The organism is Pseudomonas sp. KH_027 (assembly GCF_057838565.1).
The window spans coordinates 320849-337040 of the sequence record NZ_JBYQOM010000002.1; the positions used below are offsets into that span (position 1 = coordinate 320849).

The 16192-nt window shown below is 56.8% G+C and carries 25 protein-coding genes; 1 reads left to right on the top strand and 24 read right to left on the bottom strand.

From position 1 onward, the window contains the following. Positions 1–79 precede the first annotated feature (79 nt). The 15 genes from AC3IYG_RS24260 to AC3IYG_RS24330 all read right to left on the bottom strand — a co-directional run bounded on the left by AC3IYG_RS24260 (position 80) and on the right by AC3IYG_RS24330 (position 10505). Positions 80–517 carry a GTP pyrophosphokinase gene (locus tag AC3IYG_RS24260; RefSeq protein ID WP_489314249.1) on the bottom strand — a complete coding sequence of 146 codons (438 nt, stop codon included), beginning with the start codon at positions 515–517 and terminating at the stop codon, positions 80–82. After that, positions 514–1686, bottom strand: coding sequence for an ATP-binding protein (locus AC3IYG_RS24265; RefSeq protein ID WP_369317215.1), 1173 nt, complete (start codon positions 1684–1686; stop codon positions 514–516). The genes AC3IYG_RS24260 and AC3IYG_RS24265 overlap by 4 nt, the downstream gene beginning before the upstream one ends. Before the next feature lie 53 nt (positions 1687–1739). Then, the gene (locus AC3IYG_RS24270) at positions 1740–2348 is read right to left on the bottom strand and encodes a phiTE_072 family protein (protein WP_489314248.1); all 609 of its coding nucleotides are present in this window, start codon (positions 2346–2348) and stop codon (positions 1740–1742) included. A gap of 126 nt (positions 2349–2474) precedes the next feature. Next, a complete protein-coding gene (locus AC3IYG_RS24275) occupies positions 2475–2759 on the bottom strand; it encodes a hypothetical protein (RefSeq protein ID WP_369317217.1) in 285 nt (94 codons plus the stop codon). Positions 2760–2916: 157 nt separating this feature from the next. Then, positions 2917–3276, bottom strand: coding sequence for a hypothetical protein (locus AC3IYG_RS24280; protein WP_369317218.1), 360 nt, complete (start codon positions 3274–3276; stop codon positions 2917–2919). A 513-nt stretch (positions 3277–3789) separates the two neighbouring features. Then, positions 3790–4074 (bottom strand): hypothetical protein, encoded by a 285-nt coding sequence (locus AC3IYG_RS24285; protein ID WP_489314247.1) that lies wholly within the window; start codon positions 4072–4074, stop codon positions 3790–3792. An 11-nt stretch (positions 4075–4085) separates the two neighbouring features. Continuing rightward, positions 4086–4586 carry a hypothetical protein gene (locus AC3IYG_RS24290; protein ID WP_489314246.1) on the bottom strand — a complete coding sequence of 167 codons (501 nt, stop codon included), beginning with the start codon at positions 4584–4586 and terminating at the stop codon, positions 4086–4088. Further along, positions 4583–5134 carry a hypothetical protein gene (locus AC3IYG_RS24295; protein ID WP_489314245.1) on the bottom strand — a complete coding sequence of 184 codons (552 nt, stop codon included), beginning with the start codon at positions 5132–5134 and terminating at the stop codon, positions 4583–4585. Before AC3IYG_RS24295 ends, AC3IYG_RS24290 begins: the two co-directional genes overlap by 4 nt. Before the next feature lie 28 nt (positions 5135–5162). After that, positions 5163–6275: a hypothetical protein gene (locus tag AC3IYG_RS24300; RefSeq protein ID WP_489314244.1), complete on the bottom strand. Its 1113-nt coding sequence runs from the start codon at positions 6273–6275 to the stop codon at positions 5163–5165. A 41-nt stretch (positions 6276–6316) separates the two neighbouring features. Then, on the bottom strand, positions 6317–6670 hold the full coding sequence (locus tag AC3IYG_RS24305; protein ID WP_489314243.1) for a hypothetical protein: 354 nt from the start codon (positions 6668–6670) through the stop codon (positions 6317–6319). 50 nt (positions 6671–6720) lie between these two features. After that, positions 6721–7812, bottom strand: a complete 1092-nt coding sequence (locus tag AC3IYG_RS24310; RefSeq protein ID WP_489314242.1) for a ParB/RepB/Spo0J family partition protein — start codon at positions 7810–7812, stop codon at positions 6721–6723. A 203-nt stretch (positions 7813–8015) separates the two neighbouring features. Further along, a complete protein-coding gene (locus AC3IYG_RS24315; RefSeq protein ID WP_489314241.1) occupies positions 8016–8810 on the bottom strand; it encodes a hypothetical protein in 795 nt (264 codons plus the stop codon). 82 nt (positions 8811–8892) lie between these two features. Then, the gene (locus AC3IYG_RS24320; protein ID WP_489314240.1) at positions 8893–9360 is read right to left on the bottom strand and encodes a hypothetical protein; all 468 of its coding nucleotides are present in this window, start codon (positions 9358–9360) and stop codon (positions 8893–8895) included. A 484-nt stretch (positions 9361–9844) separates the two neighbouring features. Further along, positions 9845–10204: a histone-like nucleoid-structuring protein, MvaT/MvaU family gene (locus AC3IYG_RS24325; protein WP_489314239.1), complete on the bottom strand. Its 360-nt coding sequence runs from the start codon at positions 10202–10204 to the stop codon at positions 9845–9847. Between the two features lie 100 nt (positions 10205–10304). Beyond that, the gene (locus tag AC3IYG_RS24330; RefSeq protein ID WP_489314238.1) at positions 10305–10505 is read right to left on the bottom strand and encodes a hypothetical protein; all 201 of its coding nucleotides are present in this window, start codon (positions 10503–10505) and stop codon (positions 10305–10307) included. A gap of 384 nt (positions 10506–10889) precedes the next feature. On the opposite strand from AC3IYG_RS24330, the gene AC3IYG_RS24335 reads away from it, so the two are divergent. Next, a complete protein-coding gene (locus AC3IYG_RS24335; protein WP_489314237.1) occupies positions 10890–11597 on the top strand; it encodes a hypothetical protein in 708 nt (235 codons plus the stop codon). A 151-nt stretch (positions 11598–11748) separates the two neighbouring features. Here the strand turns inward: AC3IYG_RS24335 and AC3IYG_RS24340 are convergent, their stop codons facing one another. The 9 genes from AC3IYG_RS24340 to AC3IYG_RS24380 form a co-directional block, all read right to left on the bottom strand. After that, on the bottom strand, positions 11749–12096 hold the full coding sequence (locus AC3IYG_RS24340) for a hypothetical protein (RefSeq protein ID WP_489314236.1): 348 nt from the start codon (positions 12094–12096) through the stop codon (positions 11749–11751). 137 nt (positions 12097–12233) lie between these two features. Continuing rightward, positions 12234–12815, bottom strand: coding sequence for a hypothetical protein (locus AC3IYG_RS24345; protein WP_489314235.1), 582 nt, complete (start codon positions 12813–12815; stop codon positions 12234–12236). Then, positions 12815–13099 (bottom strand): hypothetical protein, encoded by a 285-nt coding sequence (locus tag AC3IYG_RS24350; protein WP_489314234.1) that lies wholly within the window; start codon positions 13097–13099, stop codon positions 12815–12817. The genes AC3IYG_RS24345 and AC3IYG_RS24350 overlap by 1 nt, the downstream gene beginning before the upstream one ends. A gap of 20 nt (positions 13100–13119) precedes the next feature. Next, the gene (locus AC3IYG_RS24355) at positions 13120–13326 is read right to left on the bottom strand and encodes a hypothetical protein (RefSeq protein WP_489314233.1); all 207 of its coding nucleotides are present in this window, start codon (positions 13324–13326) and stop codon (positions 13120–13122) included. A gap of 496 nt (positions 13327–13822) precedes the next feature. After that, complete coding sequence (locus tag AC3IYG_RS24360) at positions 13823–14197, bottom strand: hypothetical protein (protein WP_489314232.1); 375 nt, start codon at positions 14195–14197, stop codon at positions 13823–13825. A 29-nt stretch (positions 14198–14226) separates the two neighbouring features. Beyond that, positions 14227–14667, bottom strand: a complete 441-nt coding sequence (locus tag AC3IYG_RS24365) for a hypothetical protein (RefSeq protein WP_489314231.1) — start codon at positions 14665–14667, stop codon at positions 14227–14229. A 68-nt stretch (positions 14668–14735) separates the two neighbouring features. Next, a complete protein-coding gene (locus AC3IYG_RS24370) occupies positions 14736–14990 on the bottom strand; it encodes a hypothetical protein (protein WP_489314230.1) in 255 nt (84 codons plus the stop codon). 113 nt (positions 14991–15103) lie between these two features. Further along, positions 15104–15553, bottom strand: a complete 450-nt coding sequence (locus AC3IYG_RS24375; RefSeq protein WP_489314229.1) for a hypothetical protein — start codon at positions 15551–15553, stop codon at positions 15104–15106. A 169-nt stretch (positions 15554–15722) separates the two neighbouring features. Further along, on the bottom strand, positions 15723–16112 hold the full coding sequence (locus AC3IYG_RS24380) for a hypothetical protein (protein WP_489314228.1): 390 nt from the start codon (positions 16110–16112) through the stop codon (positions 15723–15725). Positions 16113–16192: the final 80 nt, after the last annotated feature.

A 16192-nucleotide genomic window follows, 5' to 3' on the forward strand; every position in this document is an offset into this window, starting at 1 on the left:
GCATTGACCATGCTTGCAACTCAACCGAGAGCGTTTACCTCTATGAATGACACAAGCTCCGCGCCCAGCGACCCCCGCCTCACTCTGGTGAGTCCAGTCGCTTCCAGGCGCGGTGGTACTTCGCGATGCGTTGCAGGTCACTCTCAGTCACAGCATTGAGGCGTAACAGGTTCATGTTGTCCTCAATGTCCAGGAGCTTGATCTTCCTGGCCAGCGGGTGGACGCGAACGCGGTCGATGAACGCCTCATAGCTTTCACCCTTACGGCGCGTGAGAGCCACAACAGCGCTGATCACCGATTCCGGGAAGCCATCGTCCCGCAGATCGTCTTCTGTGGCGTCGCTGTCCTCGATCACATCATGAAGCAATGCCACCGACTGGCTAATCTGGTCTTCCAGGCGTGCAGCAAGGCGCAGAGGATGAAGAATGTAGGGCTTGCCGGCCTTGTCCACCTTGCCGCTGTAGGCCTTGAGCGCACGGTGCAGGGCGAGTTCGATCAGGGGTTGAGCTGTGGTCATTGTTCGCGTTTCTCCTGTCGGGTCAGCCATTCAGCAATGCCCGAGTCTTCAAGGGCGTATTCGCCGCGAGAGGCCTTCCATACCAGTTCCTTCTCTCGCAGCACGTCGAGTGCCTTTTGCACGTTGGGTGTGCTTGCATTTGCCTCGGCACCGGCCAGCTCCAGCTTGCGGTTCACGTCCTTGAACGTCTGTTCGGAGAACGGGGTGAAGGGCTGTTTGCGCATGACGCGCTCTCCCATTACCTCCAGCACGGCTTGCTGCAACGGTGAAAGGTCGTTGTAGGCGCTCTCGTAGTCGCTCCAGACCCCAGCTTGGTGGTTCAGGGCTCCAGTGCGCAGCAGGTCGCCTAGATTGCTGGCTTCACCAAGGCCGACACTGACCTCGGTAAGCAAGGCGTTGAGCATTTCCGGGCGACGGCCTACCAAGCCGAACGCATACTCCATATCGTCGGCGCTGAACTGGTTGGTGTCAGCGAGGCGGGCGTTCCAGACCCCCGTCACGAACTCTACGAAGTCGCGGCCCAGTAGCGGGAACGGCGTAATGTGTGCGCCATAGAAGGGCTGCTTTGACTTGAGCACAAGGTTTGCCAGCTTGTCCCGGCTCGACCCTGTGAAAACCAGCCGCAGGGCATCGGGGCTGGACCCGCCTCGGTTCAGGTGGTCACGCGCCGCCTTGAGGGCAAACATGGCGTTTACCCCGCTCTCGCTGTTCAGGGCGTGCTGAGCCTCGTCCACGATCAGCACAACCATCTTGCCGGAGACTTGATGCAGCACATCCAAGGCTTTGGCCAGGGTTGTGCCTGCCGGCAGTTGAGGTTTACTGAAATCCCAACTGAGGGTTCGAAGGAGATTGACCTTCTCGATGCCAGCCTTCTTTGCTGTCTTGCGAGCTGTGCTGTCAAACTCAGCAAGCGCTTGGCCGATGGCACCGGCAATCAGCTCCGCAGGGTCAATCTCCCGATTTTCCCATAGGTCTACATAGACCGGCAGCCAGCCACGGGCCTCGCACTCTGGAGCAAGGTCTGAGCGTAAGAAGGTACTTTTGCCGGTGCGGCGCGGCGCAGCCAGGAACATCCCGGAGCTGTAGTCGGCAAAGGATTCGCCTGCCAAGTCCCGCACTAGGGACTCGGCTAATGCCTTGCGGTGAAAGATAGGGCGGGTAGGGCTCATGTGACTATCCTGATTTATCGCTTCAACGATAGTTTATACCTTGCTGGATAGAATCACGATAGAACGGCCACCTGATCGGTTGAATTTACTCCGTCATGGATAGCCAACCCGTCCCGAACGGCGCGAATGATGCGGCACAGATAGGCGTACTCAGGGTGTGGCTCCGTGGCTGTAGACGCTTCATGCCACCACTCAGGGCCGAAGAACTCGGCAAGAAGATCGCCGTGATGAGCCAGCGCTTGGTCAATGCTTTCCGAGAACCCAAAATCAGAAGCGGCGTCGTAAAGGGTTCGCGCAGCTTCCTGGGTCAGATGCCCAGCAGTGTTGGGGCTCATGCGGCGGCGCTCGATAACCTTGGCTCTGGCCATGCGACATAGCACACGTCCCGAAAACCGGCTCATAGGCAGTGTGGGCGCTAAGCACCCGGCGAGGTAACTCGGCTCGCTGGACTGAAAATACTTACTGACCGTTCGGTTGCCGATACGCGCCCACCGAGCAGCCCAGGATTTACCGTAGCACTCAATCACCACCGAACCCTGGTTAGAGCCATCTTGAAGATTGCTCGGGCCAGAGTCTTCGAGATAAACCGTTACTGGGTCCAACGGGTAGGCTTGCAGTTCGCTAAAAACCAGCTTCGTGACTTGGGAAGACGTAATTTTCAAGTTTTCACTCCTTGGCGAATGCAGGATATTGGCGAGCACCGGCACGCCACAATCGAACAGGAGTCAGTTGCTCCTGTGCGCGGCGGAATGGGCGAGGCCCTACTAGGCAGGGCCTGGGCGTGCGACTTAACAGGCGACGGGCCGATGCCGGCATTGATAAGCCGACTCGATGTAGCAGTCACTCGGGATCGAGGATTGCTCGAACTCAGCCCGATCCATGCGCAGCAGGTGCGCGAAGACCCGACCGTCCTTGTGGCGAGAGATAACAGGGATCGTGCGGCTGGGGTCGGTGTTCGGGACGGCCTCCAGCTTCTGGTGGTCGAACACGTACTTCGCCGTCACCACTCGGTGCCCGTTCACCTCTTTCACATCGGAATCACGGTGAACCTCGAAAACGTAGGCATCGGACATGGCGCTCTCCTTCTGAGCTTGTGGGGATGGAGTAACGATATGGCCTCTAAGCCTGTGTCATCGGCACAGCGCGGAAAAGCTCAAACATCCTCAGTGCCGAAGTGCGGGTGTGGCAAACCGACCCATCGGGCCGGGAGGCGCAGCGTGAAAACCACTTTCAGTTCGGCTTTTGTGCTGCGGCAAGGGCCTCGCGAGCCTGTTTCTTGGCCGCAGCCAGCTCGGCAGTGTCACAGGGGTCTTCATCGAGCCAGGACATGGCATCAAGCGCCATCAGCGCAGCCAGGGGCTGTGTCTGGACGATGGCCACCTCGTCCGAGCCTTTGTGCCGGGTAGCGTAAAGGCGGTACTCATTACGCCAGGATTCCTTGCAGCGCGGGCAGGTGACTGTCTCGAACACCTCGGCACCAAAAGCCTGCGGGCCTTCCCCAACGGTTTCTTCTTCGTACCCGCAGCACGGGCAAACGAACGCATGCACTTGGTGTTGCAGGATGTGGGGCATAGAGGTGGCAGTTGTCATGGCGCTCTCTCCAGTTCGATTTGACTGGGTAAACAATACGGCGGGGAGAGCTGTGTCACCGGACAGGCGAGCCAGGAACAGAAACTTCCCGCTCGGCAGAACGGGAAATCAGGAATACGGGGTGTTCAATCCTGGGGAGCGCGGCGGGCCTTCAATGAGAGCACCGGGCGAGTGCTTGAGCTGGCCCTCGCTGGCACCTTAGATGGCGCAGCCACCTTGGCCTTGAAGCGAGCGATAGTGGAGGGAGAGCAGTTGCAGTCATCAACGTCACCGACCGAGCGCAGGGGCTTGGATTCAGCCTCGTAGCCGATGCTGATCAGGCGTTCCAACTCTTTGCGGTCAGCTGGCTTGATGAAACGCTGGATGCAGTACAGCGATACGCCCTGGCATGCTGGGCATCGAGCAAGAGTGACGGTTTCTTCCTGGGAGATAACTGGCTTGCGGATCACTGGAAAATCAACTTCGAGAGGGGAAAGGGCTCTGGGCAAGGCTGTCTGCAATGCCCAGCATCGGCTAGGTGATGTAGTAGTCCGGCTTGAAGTCCGGCTCGTCGATCAGCGCAAGCCAGCGCTCGCAGTGCTCCGGCTGATCAAAGAAAATCTTCACCATGCTGGGCGTCCACAGTTCCCCGCGTTCGGGTGCATCCGCTGTGATCGCGTCACACATCAGTTTGAGCGAATCGTGCAAAGCGAGGGCAACCTCACTCCGCTGTTCTTCGTTCAGGCCCGTCCGCAATAGTCGGCACAGTGCTTTGACAGTGTTCGACGACTTCTCATACCGCCAGTCTGGAGTTGGCATTTCTGATCCTCTCATTGACCGGCGTTGATAGCTTCGCCGGATTTGCTGATCAGCATTCTCGCAGCTGCAAGGGCTGATTTAAACGTCTGCTCATTATGCGCGACGCCTATGAACTCGAAGAATTCTTCCTTGGGGAGTGCGTCCACCCAGTTGCCGTACTCATCTTCCGACATGTTGTCGATCTGCTCGGCCAGCTCCACCAGTTTTGGCAGCAGGCGCTGGTATGCCTCTTTATCGCGTGCGGCGAGGCCCTGCGGGGTTTCTGTATCGGATGCAGTACCTGCACTCAGTGCGGCGGTTGATTCGAGTGCCTGCTGAATAATCAGGCGTTCAGCTTCGATGTACTGATCACCATCAGCAGCGAATGGCACGCACAGACTCGCCAGTTCATGTACTGGGCTTTCGGGCGGGAGTGTCGCGCTCTTGCGCCAGATCAGCACGTCAGCAGACAGGGCCGAAACGTTCTTCTCCACAAAGTCTCGGGCCTTCTTCCGGCTCTGTTTGATCGTCATTCGTGTTCTCCTTGATCCGACAAATCTGGATTTAATGGGTAGCACTGCTTGTGTCGCCAGCCCTCATAGCTGGCGGGGTCAAAAGACTGTCCAGTAGCTCGGCTGAATTCCCATTGCGTTCTGAATGCCTCGGCGGTGCATGCGGCGTGCAACTCATCCTCCCAGGAGAAGGCACCGACCTTGCCCGCCTGAAATGTAGTCACACGGCTGTGGCCTGTGTCATCTACCCAGTTGACCGCGAACCGTAAGTATCCAGGGGCTCCCAGCTTCCTCCGGTCAACACCGATGTAGCGGGAAATACCAACTCGGTTGTAAGAGCGCTTGTTCTTCTGTGGGGTGACGCGAAACGAGCCGATGGTTGTTGCAGCCGGGGGAAGTTTTGCAAGCATGCGGTCACGCCACGCAACAGCCTCGCTTAGCGCTTGATCCTTTGACCCATACCGCCCCCATGCAAACGTTGCTGAATACTCATGGCCGTCCCGCACGATGCGAACCTGATAGGCATCGAAAGCGGGGATCGTGATGTTGGAAGGTAGATCGCGAGACATAACGCACTATCCAGTGAGGTCGGGGTGACTAACCGAGGTGACGGCTGCTTGTTGCTTTGTGCTTGAGGGATCGCTCAAGCGGTAAATACGGGTGCTCTGTGATGTGCCGCCGCTGAGTGAGTGCAATCGGGGCAGACAGGGGTAGTAGAGCTGCTACCAGAGAGCCGGAAAAAATCATCGCTGCCGCCAGCCGGAATACATCCCAGGTGTCGGGTGCGAGCGCGAGCCCCAGCAGTCCGAGAATCGTCAGGCTGGCTGTGATCAACCAAAACCGAGGATCGATCCTTGCGTTGTTCAGGCTCGCGAAGTTTGCCGACATGGGCTCCGTCATGTATGCCTCGGTCGCTTTCAGGGTGTCGAGGTCAACGATGGGGTCTTCTGGTGCGTCAGGGTGCCCAAGGGCTGTTGTCGTACCTCGGGGGCCGAACAGGGCCTGAATCACCAGCTCCGGTGCTGGGAAGTCAGATGGCCATGAAGAACTGACTCCCACTCCATAGGCTTCCATCATCGGCACCGTCCAGCTTGGGTTCTCAACTCCCGTGACCCAGCGACCATCAAGGACTGCCCAGATGGCCGAGTAACCATTGACCTTAATGCTGTGCAGGCTAAGCCGTTCAGGGCTCGGGTAGCTGTGCTCGGTTACAAGGGCGGGGATGTAGTCGATACCCTGGCCGCGAAGGAAATCGACCCGATTCTTACCCTCGAACGGCGCTATAAGCCCTAGGGGCTTGATCCAGTCGTACTGGGTTGCGCCCAAAGAGCCATCAAGCATCTTCTTGGTGTCGGTAAGTTTGTCAGTCATGGCCGGAACATCGTCATAGTCGAAGTTCTTCATGCTGCGTTTCCAGCTACAACCGAGAGTGTTTGAAGTAGGCACCAGGGCAGGGATAGGCCGGGAAGTTTTGTCGCTCAAGAAGAAAAATGGCAGCACCCGGTAAAGAAATGGGGCGGGCTCATGCGGAATTGGACCGTAATCGCAGAGGTCGCGGGCCAGCATTGAGGCCCGATGATCCTTGACCGCCTTGTCCATGATGTACTTGTCCCGCACCATTCGCTGAGCAGCATGGTTCAGCGCATCGCTTACCCCGAGGTGGATGGGGGCTACCACAGAAGTAGTGAAGTCGGCGGACTGCGTGGTCATCGTGGAATCCTAGATTCGAGGTTGAGAGTGCAGTGGTTCGCTCAGTCGTCGCTGGCGCTGGGATCGCTTGCGCGGTTCGAGCGCAGTTCATCAACAGCAACAGCAAGCTTGCTGGAGAGAGAGAAAATCAGGTCAATCTGGGCTTGCTCCGGGTGTAGCAGGGCATTGATTCGACCGATGCGCTGAATGTCTTCTTTCAGCTTATCCAGCCGCATCTTGAGCTTGTGAGCGTGGACGCCGTGATGCTTCACCGCCTCCTTCACATCCACCCCATTGACCAGATGGTCGCGCAGGGCGCAGACCATTTCTGGCCCATAGTTGTTGCCAGCAGTCAGTTCATCAAAAACTTCGTTTGGCAGGTCGCCAGGGGCGACCTTGCGCAAGTCAATCAGCATGTCGAGGTTCCGCAGTTACAGAGGGGAGAGTGGGTCCAGCCGGCAGCGAATCAGGCGTCAGCCTGCTCGCCGCCCTCGGTGGTTTCTTCCTCAGTTTGAGCCGGCACGGTGTCGGCTTTCTCGGCTTCTTCAAGCTGAGCCAGCAGAGCCTCCAGCTTCTCGCGGGTTTCCTCCGCGAGAGTGGCGTATGCGGGATCGTCCTTGACGGCGCGGGTGATCTTGAACGCATCCAGGCCGTGCTTGCGGACCACTTTCTTGACGTTCGCGTCAGAGGCGTGACGGGCTGTCAGGCGGGGCCGAACCGGGGCGATGGTAGCCGGGGACTGCTCCTGCTGCTCCGAGGCCAATTCTTGAACTGGCTCTAGGGCAGTTGCCGGGGCTTTGCTCTGCATTTCGGCCAGAGCGCGAGCGCGGCGAGATTCCAGCTCTTGCACTACGCCGCCGTTGCCGTGGGCGCGGATCATCTTGATGGCTTCCGAGGCTGCCAGCTCGTTGCTTAGTACCGCGTCAACCAGAGGCGTAGGCGCATTCACCAAACGTAGGAGGCCATCAACATACTGCGGCTTGATACCCATGCGCTTGGCAATCACAGCGTCGTCCAGACCGTTTTTGGCCAGACGCTTGCAGAGTAGGCCCAGCTCGAATGGGGTGAGTTCCTTGCCCTTGTTGGCGCGGTACATCTGAACGTATAAATCGTCGAGATTTACGTTGCGCCCATCCTGAACAACCACGGGAAGTAGCTCAATCTCGGAGCCTTTGGCAATCGCCTTGTGAGTGCCGCCCAGACGGCAGTGGCCATCGAAAACATACAGGCCCAGTACGCCGTCAATCTCCAGCACCAGCGCTGCTAGCGGCTTGTGCTGCAAGAAGCCTTCTTCAAGGATGCTGTTGGCCAGGAAGTCGATGTGGGCGTCCAGCTCGGGGCCGGGCAGGCGGACGTTGAAGCCTTCCAGAACCTTGAGTTCGTTGACTGGAACTTTCCACAGGTCAGAGCTACCGCCAGCACCCTTGATCTTGTGCTCTGCATCTACGGCACCTTCATAGGTGGCCTTGATACCAGCCATAAGTTTCTTAACGCTGCCCGGTACGAGGGTCAGGTCGAACGAATCGATAGCCAGTTGGGTTTGCTCGAAAATGGACATTGCGGTATTCCCTTCGCGGTTGGATTTGATGGAAAGAATATTAACCCCTAAAGGGTTGTGTCTCCATAAATACCCACCCTTACGGGTAAAGTCGTCAGCCCCTATAATTGGGGCTGAGCCCGAGAGAAAAACGACAACGTGAGTAAGGCGCTCCCTTTATCTGGGAGCGTGCGTCGAGTGAGTTGATATGGACAGGCTTGCCTTCAAAACCCCCGCTCACCTTGAACCACACCAGCAGCATCATTTAGGCCGGCAGGAAATGGTTGGCCAGCCAGGTACGCATCTACCTCTGCAATGAGCGCGTCAGTCTCGCTGGAACCTTCTTCCAGGGATTCGCGGCACTGGTACAGAAGACGTACCGAGGTAAGCGAATTGGAGCCAGCATCGTGGTACGTGTCGTACCCGATGCTTTTCGGGTGAAACTGATCAGGCCCGATGTAGATTTCATCTGGTGCCTCCGGCCATTCTTTGCGCAAAGAGTCGAAGTTGCCTTCGTTCCAGCAGCGCAGGAACTCCATTGGGGACTCGCAAGGATTGGCCAGGATGAAATTGATTACCGCATTGGAAGCATCTTCGGACTGCATCAACTGCTTAATGTGGGTGCGCAAGTCATTGGAGAACATCAGAAGCTCAGGCCCTGTAAGCCCAACACCCGGTTTGACAATGCCAGCATCCACAATGCAGTCGCCAAGGGCTTGACCAAGAATGCGAACTTGGTGGCCTGACTCAATTTGAAAAGCGCGACCTGCATCGGTCCAGCTGGCCCGCCAAACTTCGAGCTTTTCAGAAAAGCCCGGCGCACCTGGGTCAGCCTTGTAGCGCTGTGCGAAAGCTTCGTCGCACGATAAAGCAGGGGCAGGATTCTCAGTTTGGGACGTGGAAGTGAGCAGCAATAGCAAGTCAGCAGAAGATACTGTCACTTCGCCGGAAGCTTGTGTTGCGATGTGGCGAAGCCGTTCGATAGCTTCCTTCATCTGATCGGAGAGCGGATTTGGCATGCGTTTGACCTGCTGCGATTTGAGTTAGTTGATATTGGTATCGGTAAAAGTAGAGTGCGTTACCCCGCTGATCGGGTAGTAATCACTGAATGGTGTCAGATAGCTTTGCCGGTTCCGGCGTTAAGCTTTGAGCTTCCAGCTCGGCCTTCGCGCAGGCCGCCCGAAAATTGATTGACGCCTCGCTGAATGCTGCCGCATGTGCGACTACCCACTCGTAAAGCTCGTCATCCTCGCGGTTCTCCAAGACGAAACGGGATTGCATCCTGACTGTTTCAGCCCGTCGCCTCTCAAGCCATTGGCCGAACGTTGCAAGATCATGGACACCTGCGTGGCGGATGAATGCGTCAAGCGGAGCACCTGCAAGTATTTCGGCTACGGTGAGCATTCCGGCAGCCTTTAGACGTTCATCCAAACTGGCGTTGCTATCGAGGGCTTTGCAGATCGCTAAAGCCGACGCCTGTGCTTGCTGTAGCTGCTCGACTTCACTAGCAAGAACAACCTCACGGCCTTGAATTGCAGGGTCGTTTGGGAGGTATCGTTTCAACTCCATTACGCGCTTTCCTCAATCAGGACGCTGCCACGAAGGCCGCTTTTTAAGAGCACGGGGTAAATGTAATGTTCGCCTCGTTTCTTGCACCGACCCCACTGATTAACCAGAGAGCCGGCGTGCTGCTCGATAGCTCGGCTCATCGCTTCATAAAGAGATTCGCAGTCCCGAGGTTCTGCTAAAAGTTCGGTGCCATTGAAGGTAATGCGGAAGGCTAAGTGGTTTGGTTGAGGCATGGATGGCACCGAAAGTGTGGTCGTGTGAACCCATCATCACCTGCTACAGGTTGTGGCATCGGCACGCTGACTTCTTGGCAGATATTGCTCAAAACCGTGCAGGGAACTGAGGAATCAATGGTTCGATATTACCCAGCTGAATCTTTGCTTTCAGCTAAACACGCAACACTTCCTCGTCGAGGTTTCCTAGTGGCCATAATGAAAAAGGGGAGCGCAATGCTCCCCTTTAGGCGTTGAATTATTTGCTCAGGTTACTGGAGCCAGGACTGAACAGCCTCAGCGCCCCACTTCTCTTTCCAGGCTTTCAGGGTTTTGTGATTGCCGCCCTTGGTTTCTACCACTTCCCCAGTGTTGGGGTTCTTGTAGCGCTTCATTTCGCGAGGGGCGCGTTTGCCTGTACCGGACGCCTTTACGCTCTGCTTTCCGGCATTCGGATCGAGTAGCGAAATCACGTCACGCAGACTCTTGCCGTGCTCAGCCATAAGAGAGCGAAGTTTCTGATCGAACTCCAGCTCTTTTTTGAGGCGGTCGTCAGCCGAGAGGGATTGCAGGCGCTCTTGCAGCTCCTTGATAGCTTGTTCGGTAGTGCGGTATTCGTTGATAAGCGACATATCAGCTCACTTGTTGGGTTATCGGGTTTAGATCAGAGCAGGCTTACAACTTCGAGGCAAGCCTACATGCTGAAAAATCACAAGCTCTAAATAGTAAGGTTCACTGGGGTTGTGGTGCCGGCTGCGGACCAATCAGATATTCACCTTCGCGCAGCCAGGATTGCTGTGCGCCGTTAAATGACTTCATAGACTGTCCCCATCGACTCTTGTTAATCATAACCGGGCGCGGTTCAGACTCACCGTTCTCAAAGTACCAGTAAAGACCGTCTTCGGTGATCGGAAGGGTATTATGCTTTTGCATTTATGTACTTCTGTTTAGTTTGGAGGGGTTGTAGTTATCGTCTCCTGTCCAAAGGCGTGTCATCGGACAAAGCGCAAATTAATTGCGCAATGACCGGGACGGACTAGCAGGCATTCAACCAAACCTGAGTAGCAGCATTAACGTGCGGTAGTTTGAAGCGCAGCTTTCCGTTAGGCCAACACAACGCCCAGAGACTGAGCCACAAACCAACCTGGGAAATGGCAATTTTTCATTACTGACAGTGACACGTACAGCTAAGCCCCAATATGGGCTTGCGCTTGCGCTTACGTGATGCGTAGAGCGCAGTGGGCAGCGCATGCTGCGGGGCAACCGTAGGCGCATTCGATGGTTGTCAGAAATTTAAGCGATGAAGGAATACGCACCATGAGCGAACAGGCGAGCATCAGCACCCAGGCCGTCGCCCTGTGGGAAGAACTGACCGGAAAGTCCGTCAATAGCAGCTCCTACACCTTCCGTGTGGGCGGGCATTCATTCGACCTCTATCAAGCCAACAAGCGGGTCCAGCAAGCGCAGACTGTGGGTGACGACCTGACTGTGGCCCTGGTGGTTAAGACGCTGGCAGGGCAGTACGCGGAGGCCGAGACGTTCACCCTTGCGGACATTCTCGCCGGCAATGAGCGACTGAGCGCTCGGCTGGAGTTGGTAGGTCGCATGAGCACCTTGTTTACCGCCGAGTCGGCAGTTGCTCGCTTTGAAGCCTTCTTCGGCTACTGCGACGGCGCTCTTGCCCATTACCGCGACCTCACCCCCGAGTCACTGAGCGAGCAAAGTCGCAAGTTTGTGCGCGATAGCGGCTGCTTCGTCGGCTTGGACGCTTATCACGGGGTCGAGCGCCTGACCCGCCTTATGGTTTGCGATGGCCCTGTAGGGGACGCAGACAAGGCCAAGGTCAGTCGTCTGGTGTTCGCCTTTGAGTCAATCGAAGAACTGATTATTCACGCCAGACGCATCCCTACCGGGTTTTCACTTTGCGTGATCACGGCGCCTCACATTAGCGACAGCTACTTCGTGATGGTCGTCAACACGGGCGGGCGAATCCTGAAGCCCCTATTACTGCAATACCGACATTGAGCCGGAGGACAGTCACGTCACCCAGCTCAACCTCCAGGACTTGGAGTTCGCATTCACCGGAAGCTTTCTGGAATCTGGATTTGCCGATATTCGGGACTTTTTCCCCGAGGGGCGCTCGAAGAAGACTGCAAAGGGCAGATGATCCGGTCGGTTACTGCTCGCATGCGCTGAACGTTACCCGGCCTTTGCCGCCTACGAGGTGGCCGTCCTGGTCTGCCAACCTCCTGGCCATGGCGTTCGCCTCGCTTTTGCAGTCCGCCTCGATTAACCGATACATGATCCCATCCACCTCATCCCAGGCCGGGTACTGAAAGCGCATGGTCACGTCGAAGCATTTGCGCTTGGCTACGGCAGTCTCAGGAGAGCATGGGGTAGGCTGAGGCCGGATGCCCATCGCTACTTCGACTTCTTCCAGAGTGCCGAAGAAGGGCTCGTCGCTATAGCCGTTAAGGTAGCTGTAGAACTTGCCGCCGTTGAGCTGGCCGATAGATGGATGCATCAAGGTTGCTCCTGACTGATCTGTTGGAGTCTTTATCTTCAACCAGCAAGACCTGTGTCACCGATGGGCCGCAAACAATCCACCATCCTCATTCCCCGACGAGGGAAACGAGGATCGCCGCGGTTGATTCGAGTTGGCTAGGAATGCTGGAGCCAGTACGCGAGCGCGGGATAAACCGGGAGCGGTCGATATGGCGTGGCCCTGCGCACGCAGAAGCCTGCGTGTGAAATGCCGTTGATCCCTAAATAGGCACCAGCAGCCAGAGACTTGCGGATGAAGCGACCTTCACCGCTGTATTCGTCGTCCTGGATGATCAATTCGTCCGGCAATCCAATTGCTCTGCCAGCCGCAAACGCCCAGGCGGTAGCCTCGGCGTCTCCAGTCTGGAGCATGGCTCGCTGTAGGTGGGAGTCAGGCTCAAGCTGCATCACGTCCAGGTGCTCGAATATCTGCGCCATGCCTGCGTCAAGATCGCCGCTCAGAAGGTGCCTGAACCCGGTTGGGACAATCGCCAAGTGGCCTGCCTCATGTAAGAGGCCAGAGGCCGGGGCGCGGGGGTCAACGTGAAGGCCACCGTTCACAACCTCGACGTGCTCGATGAATCCGCTGGCGCTGGGTTCCACCTGCACTGCAATACCAATTTTGCTTAGGAACTGCATGGCACGCTCAGCGTGGGGGCACAGCATGCCGTAGGTCTGATCACCCAAGGTCTGTGCCATCAGAACATCCCAATATCACGGCAGTAGTCCTGCCACGCCGACAACACGCCCCCTGCCAGTTGAGCGTCAGTAGAGCCTACCCAGTCTTGGCGCTCGTAGCCTTCGACCGCTCCAATTTCGTCGAGGCAGGTCGTGCGCTGGTCTTCCGTCATCACGGGCAGAACGCCGGCAGGGCCGTAGGCGTAACCGCGCAATACACGCTCCGCGCCGCTGCACGCACACGCGTCTTCCGGGTTGCAACACTGGGCCGTGACGCCTGCAAATGCTTCGTCCAGTTTCTTCATGGTTTATCGCGCTCCAAGGCTCAGCCGATGCTAGTGACCGGGCAATTAGCCGGATCGAGTTGGGCCAACTTGGCCAGAAGCTTGTTGCAGCGATCTTTTTGCGAGGCGACGCTGGGCAGCTGTTCGGTCATCTGCCGGCCAGCGTGGGAGCGGTCAAGCATGTCGCGGTACGACAGGTATGCAGCACGCAGCTTGCGTTTGATCAGCCAGATGCGGAGTTGCTTCATTGCGTTGTCCTTGATGGAGGGGTGGTATGAAAATCTGTGGTCATGTTCATGCAAGATAACGTGTGTCATAGAGCATGAACTGAACTACCACCCCCAAATATCGGAAGCCATGAATCTACACATCTACCGGGGCGGTTGATCAGTTCGCAGAATCTTCGTCGCCCCATGAGCTACTAGCTAGTGTGGTCAAGCTCAACACCTGGACCTCAACAGCGCTGAGCGTCAGACCGCAATTGATCCTGGCCGCGTCACGCACGCGCTTCCCAAGATGGTCGTAGCGTTGTTCGAGGGACATAGCGGGTTCGTTACCAGTTACTGAGGCATCTTCGGTTAAAGCTGGCATGGTCATTCTCCTATCCTTACATGCTGATAATGGAGGCCTGCCAGCCCCTATTATTGGTATTGACCCAAAGACCAATGCCCCCGTGATAGGGCAGCGATGATGAGTTCGGGTCTGCTTGATACCGTTCCAGCACCCCACCGCCTACATGGCGGGTCAGCTTGATGCCGTTCCAGCGCCCCCCAGCGTCGGCTTGACGTTGCCGCTACCATCACATTTCAAGCAAGTCCCACCGCGTACATGGCTGTAGGCCTGGATGTGGCCTGTTCCTCCGCAGCGTGGGCAGTTTCCCTTGGGGCGCTCAGTCTTCGGCGCAAAGGCCAAGTAAACCTCCTGCAAGGCGTTGTGCCGCTCGTTTGGACCGAGGCTACCCCAGCTCTCGTTCTCGGGATCGGAGAGCTGGCGGCTCAGCGCTTCGCGATAAGCTTTGACCAACGGCAGCAAGTCAGCCGGAACTGAGCTGAGCCGCAAGCGCTCCAGGCACACGCTAAGGCGGTACTGTTTGAACCGCGCCAGCAAATCATTGCTCATGTCTAAAACCTCGCAGCCGGGTTTGCTCGTCAAGCAGCTTGCGCTTTGCTGAGGGATCGGAGGACTTTCACCTTCGGGTCTTTCGTCTTTCCAACCTGCGTCTTTGCGATGATAAAGCGCAGACCTGCGATCAGCATCGTAGGCCCGCTGATGTAGCCGAAATCCAAGTCTGCGTAGGAGCGACCGTACTCACTCCATTGGACGCTACTCCCCGTTGGCCGGAAACGACAGTCCTGCGCCAGCCAGAGCCCATGGCGCGAATGCCCATCGCTGTCGATGTGTCGGAGCTGGATTTTCTCGCGCTCCAGCAGCGGGTGGCCGAGCGCGGGGTCGGTCGATGGGGAGTAGACGGCGCCCAGAGCGTTCTCATCAGCCAGCGCATAGCGGACATAGGCACCATCGAACATCACCGCAACGCCTTCCTGCTGGGCAATCAGCCAGTCGATCTGGATTGTGGTCAGGGTGCTCACGGCGACCGCCACAGTGGCGCCTTGCTTGCGTGGGGAAGGGGTGCTGTGTGATTTAGGATTCATGATTGTCAGCCTGCCGCCTGCGCGAACTCGTTTCCACGGTGGAAGCGCAGCTCAGAATGATGAAAGTTGCCTGCATAGTTCCCGGATGCGCCGAAGTTGCACTGGCAGAACCCGGTGCGTTGATTCACCGAGGTGACGGTCATCCAGAAGGGGAGGTTGCTGCTCCTGGCCTTAACTTCATCGCCAGCATCGAACATGACCTCCGACAAGAGCGCCAACGGGGCATGTGTAGCAATAAGGGATTGGCTTGCGATGGACATGGGAGTGATCCTTCATGCGTTGATGTGGGATCAAGCTTCGCATTAACGGTCGCGTGTCATCCTCTGTCGGTAAAAGTCGTCACTGCCAATCATGGGAGCTGGAAATGCACTGCTCAGCAGTGGCGAACTGAGAAGGGCGGCATAGAAACTGGCGTAAGGTTTCGTGCCTTGGCAACGCTCGCACGCAGCGCCTCCAAATCTTCCAGGTGCGAGAAAGCATCGTCAGAAGTTTCTGGGGTTGCGTAAGTCAGCAGAAAGCTGTTGATCAGACTCTTTATTAAGCCGGCACAGTCTTCGTTGCGCTTTATGCTCATCAGCGTGAACTGTTCAAGAAGGGCGGCAGGCAGGCCCATGAAGAACTCAACGCCCAGGCGACTGGCCACATCTGAGAAGTTGCGTGACAACGCCTCATGAAGCTGCTCGGAGTTAAGGTTGATCCCGTGCTGTCTTAGATCGTCAGCTGTCATACGCCGACCGCTGCTGAAACCAACTGGCAGTGATGCTAGCTCGTTGAGTTTGGTCAAAACTGCGAACTGAACTAACTCACACATCGTGGCTGACATTTGGGCTCCGCTTGATAAAACATGCGCCAAAAGGCTGGCTCAGCATCTTAGGATTCGAGCATTCAAGCATCAACTCAAGCGGGTGCAGTTAAGGCGCGTGGAAGAAAATCCCGCGCATGCGCGGAAAAACACCGACTGCGCGGGTGGCCGCGTGGGTTCATTGCCAGTATCAATCTGCCCCTGAGTCAGCGCCTGAGCCATTGTTCTCCGCTTCCATGTCTTTGATCTGGCGATACAGATTGGCCTGTTGCTCGGCAGTCAGAGACTTAAAGATGCCCGGCAGCCTACTGGTTGCCCAGTTTGCCAGATACAGTCTTTGCCACTTGGCCTTGATTTCAGGCGTGGGCTGTAGGATCACGCTTCGACCCCAGCCAGCCGAGGTGCCGATTGATACGCCGGTTTGAAGGTTGTAACGCCCTCCAGTCACCATGACGATTTGTGTCTTGGTGATCTTTGCTATGCGGACGCGCTCGATGCTGTTTGATCCAGCTTCGCGATAAACAGTGTCGCCCACCATGAGGCTGGAGAGGTACTGCTGGAGTGATTGTTCGGTGCTCACTTTGAGTTTCCTTGTGCATCAATAGCGGTAGACGACTCGACCAGTTCTCGAACCTCATCCGCGTAGGCCCACCAGATGAT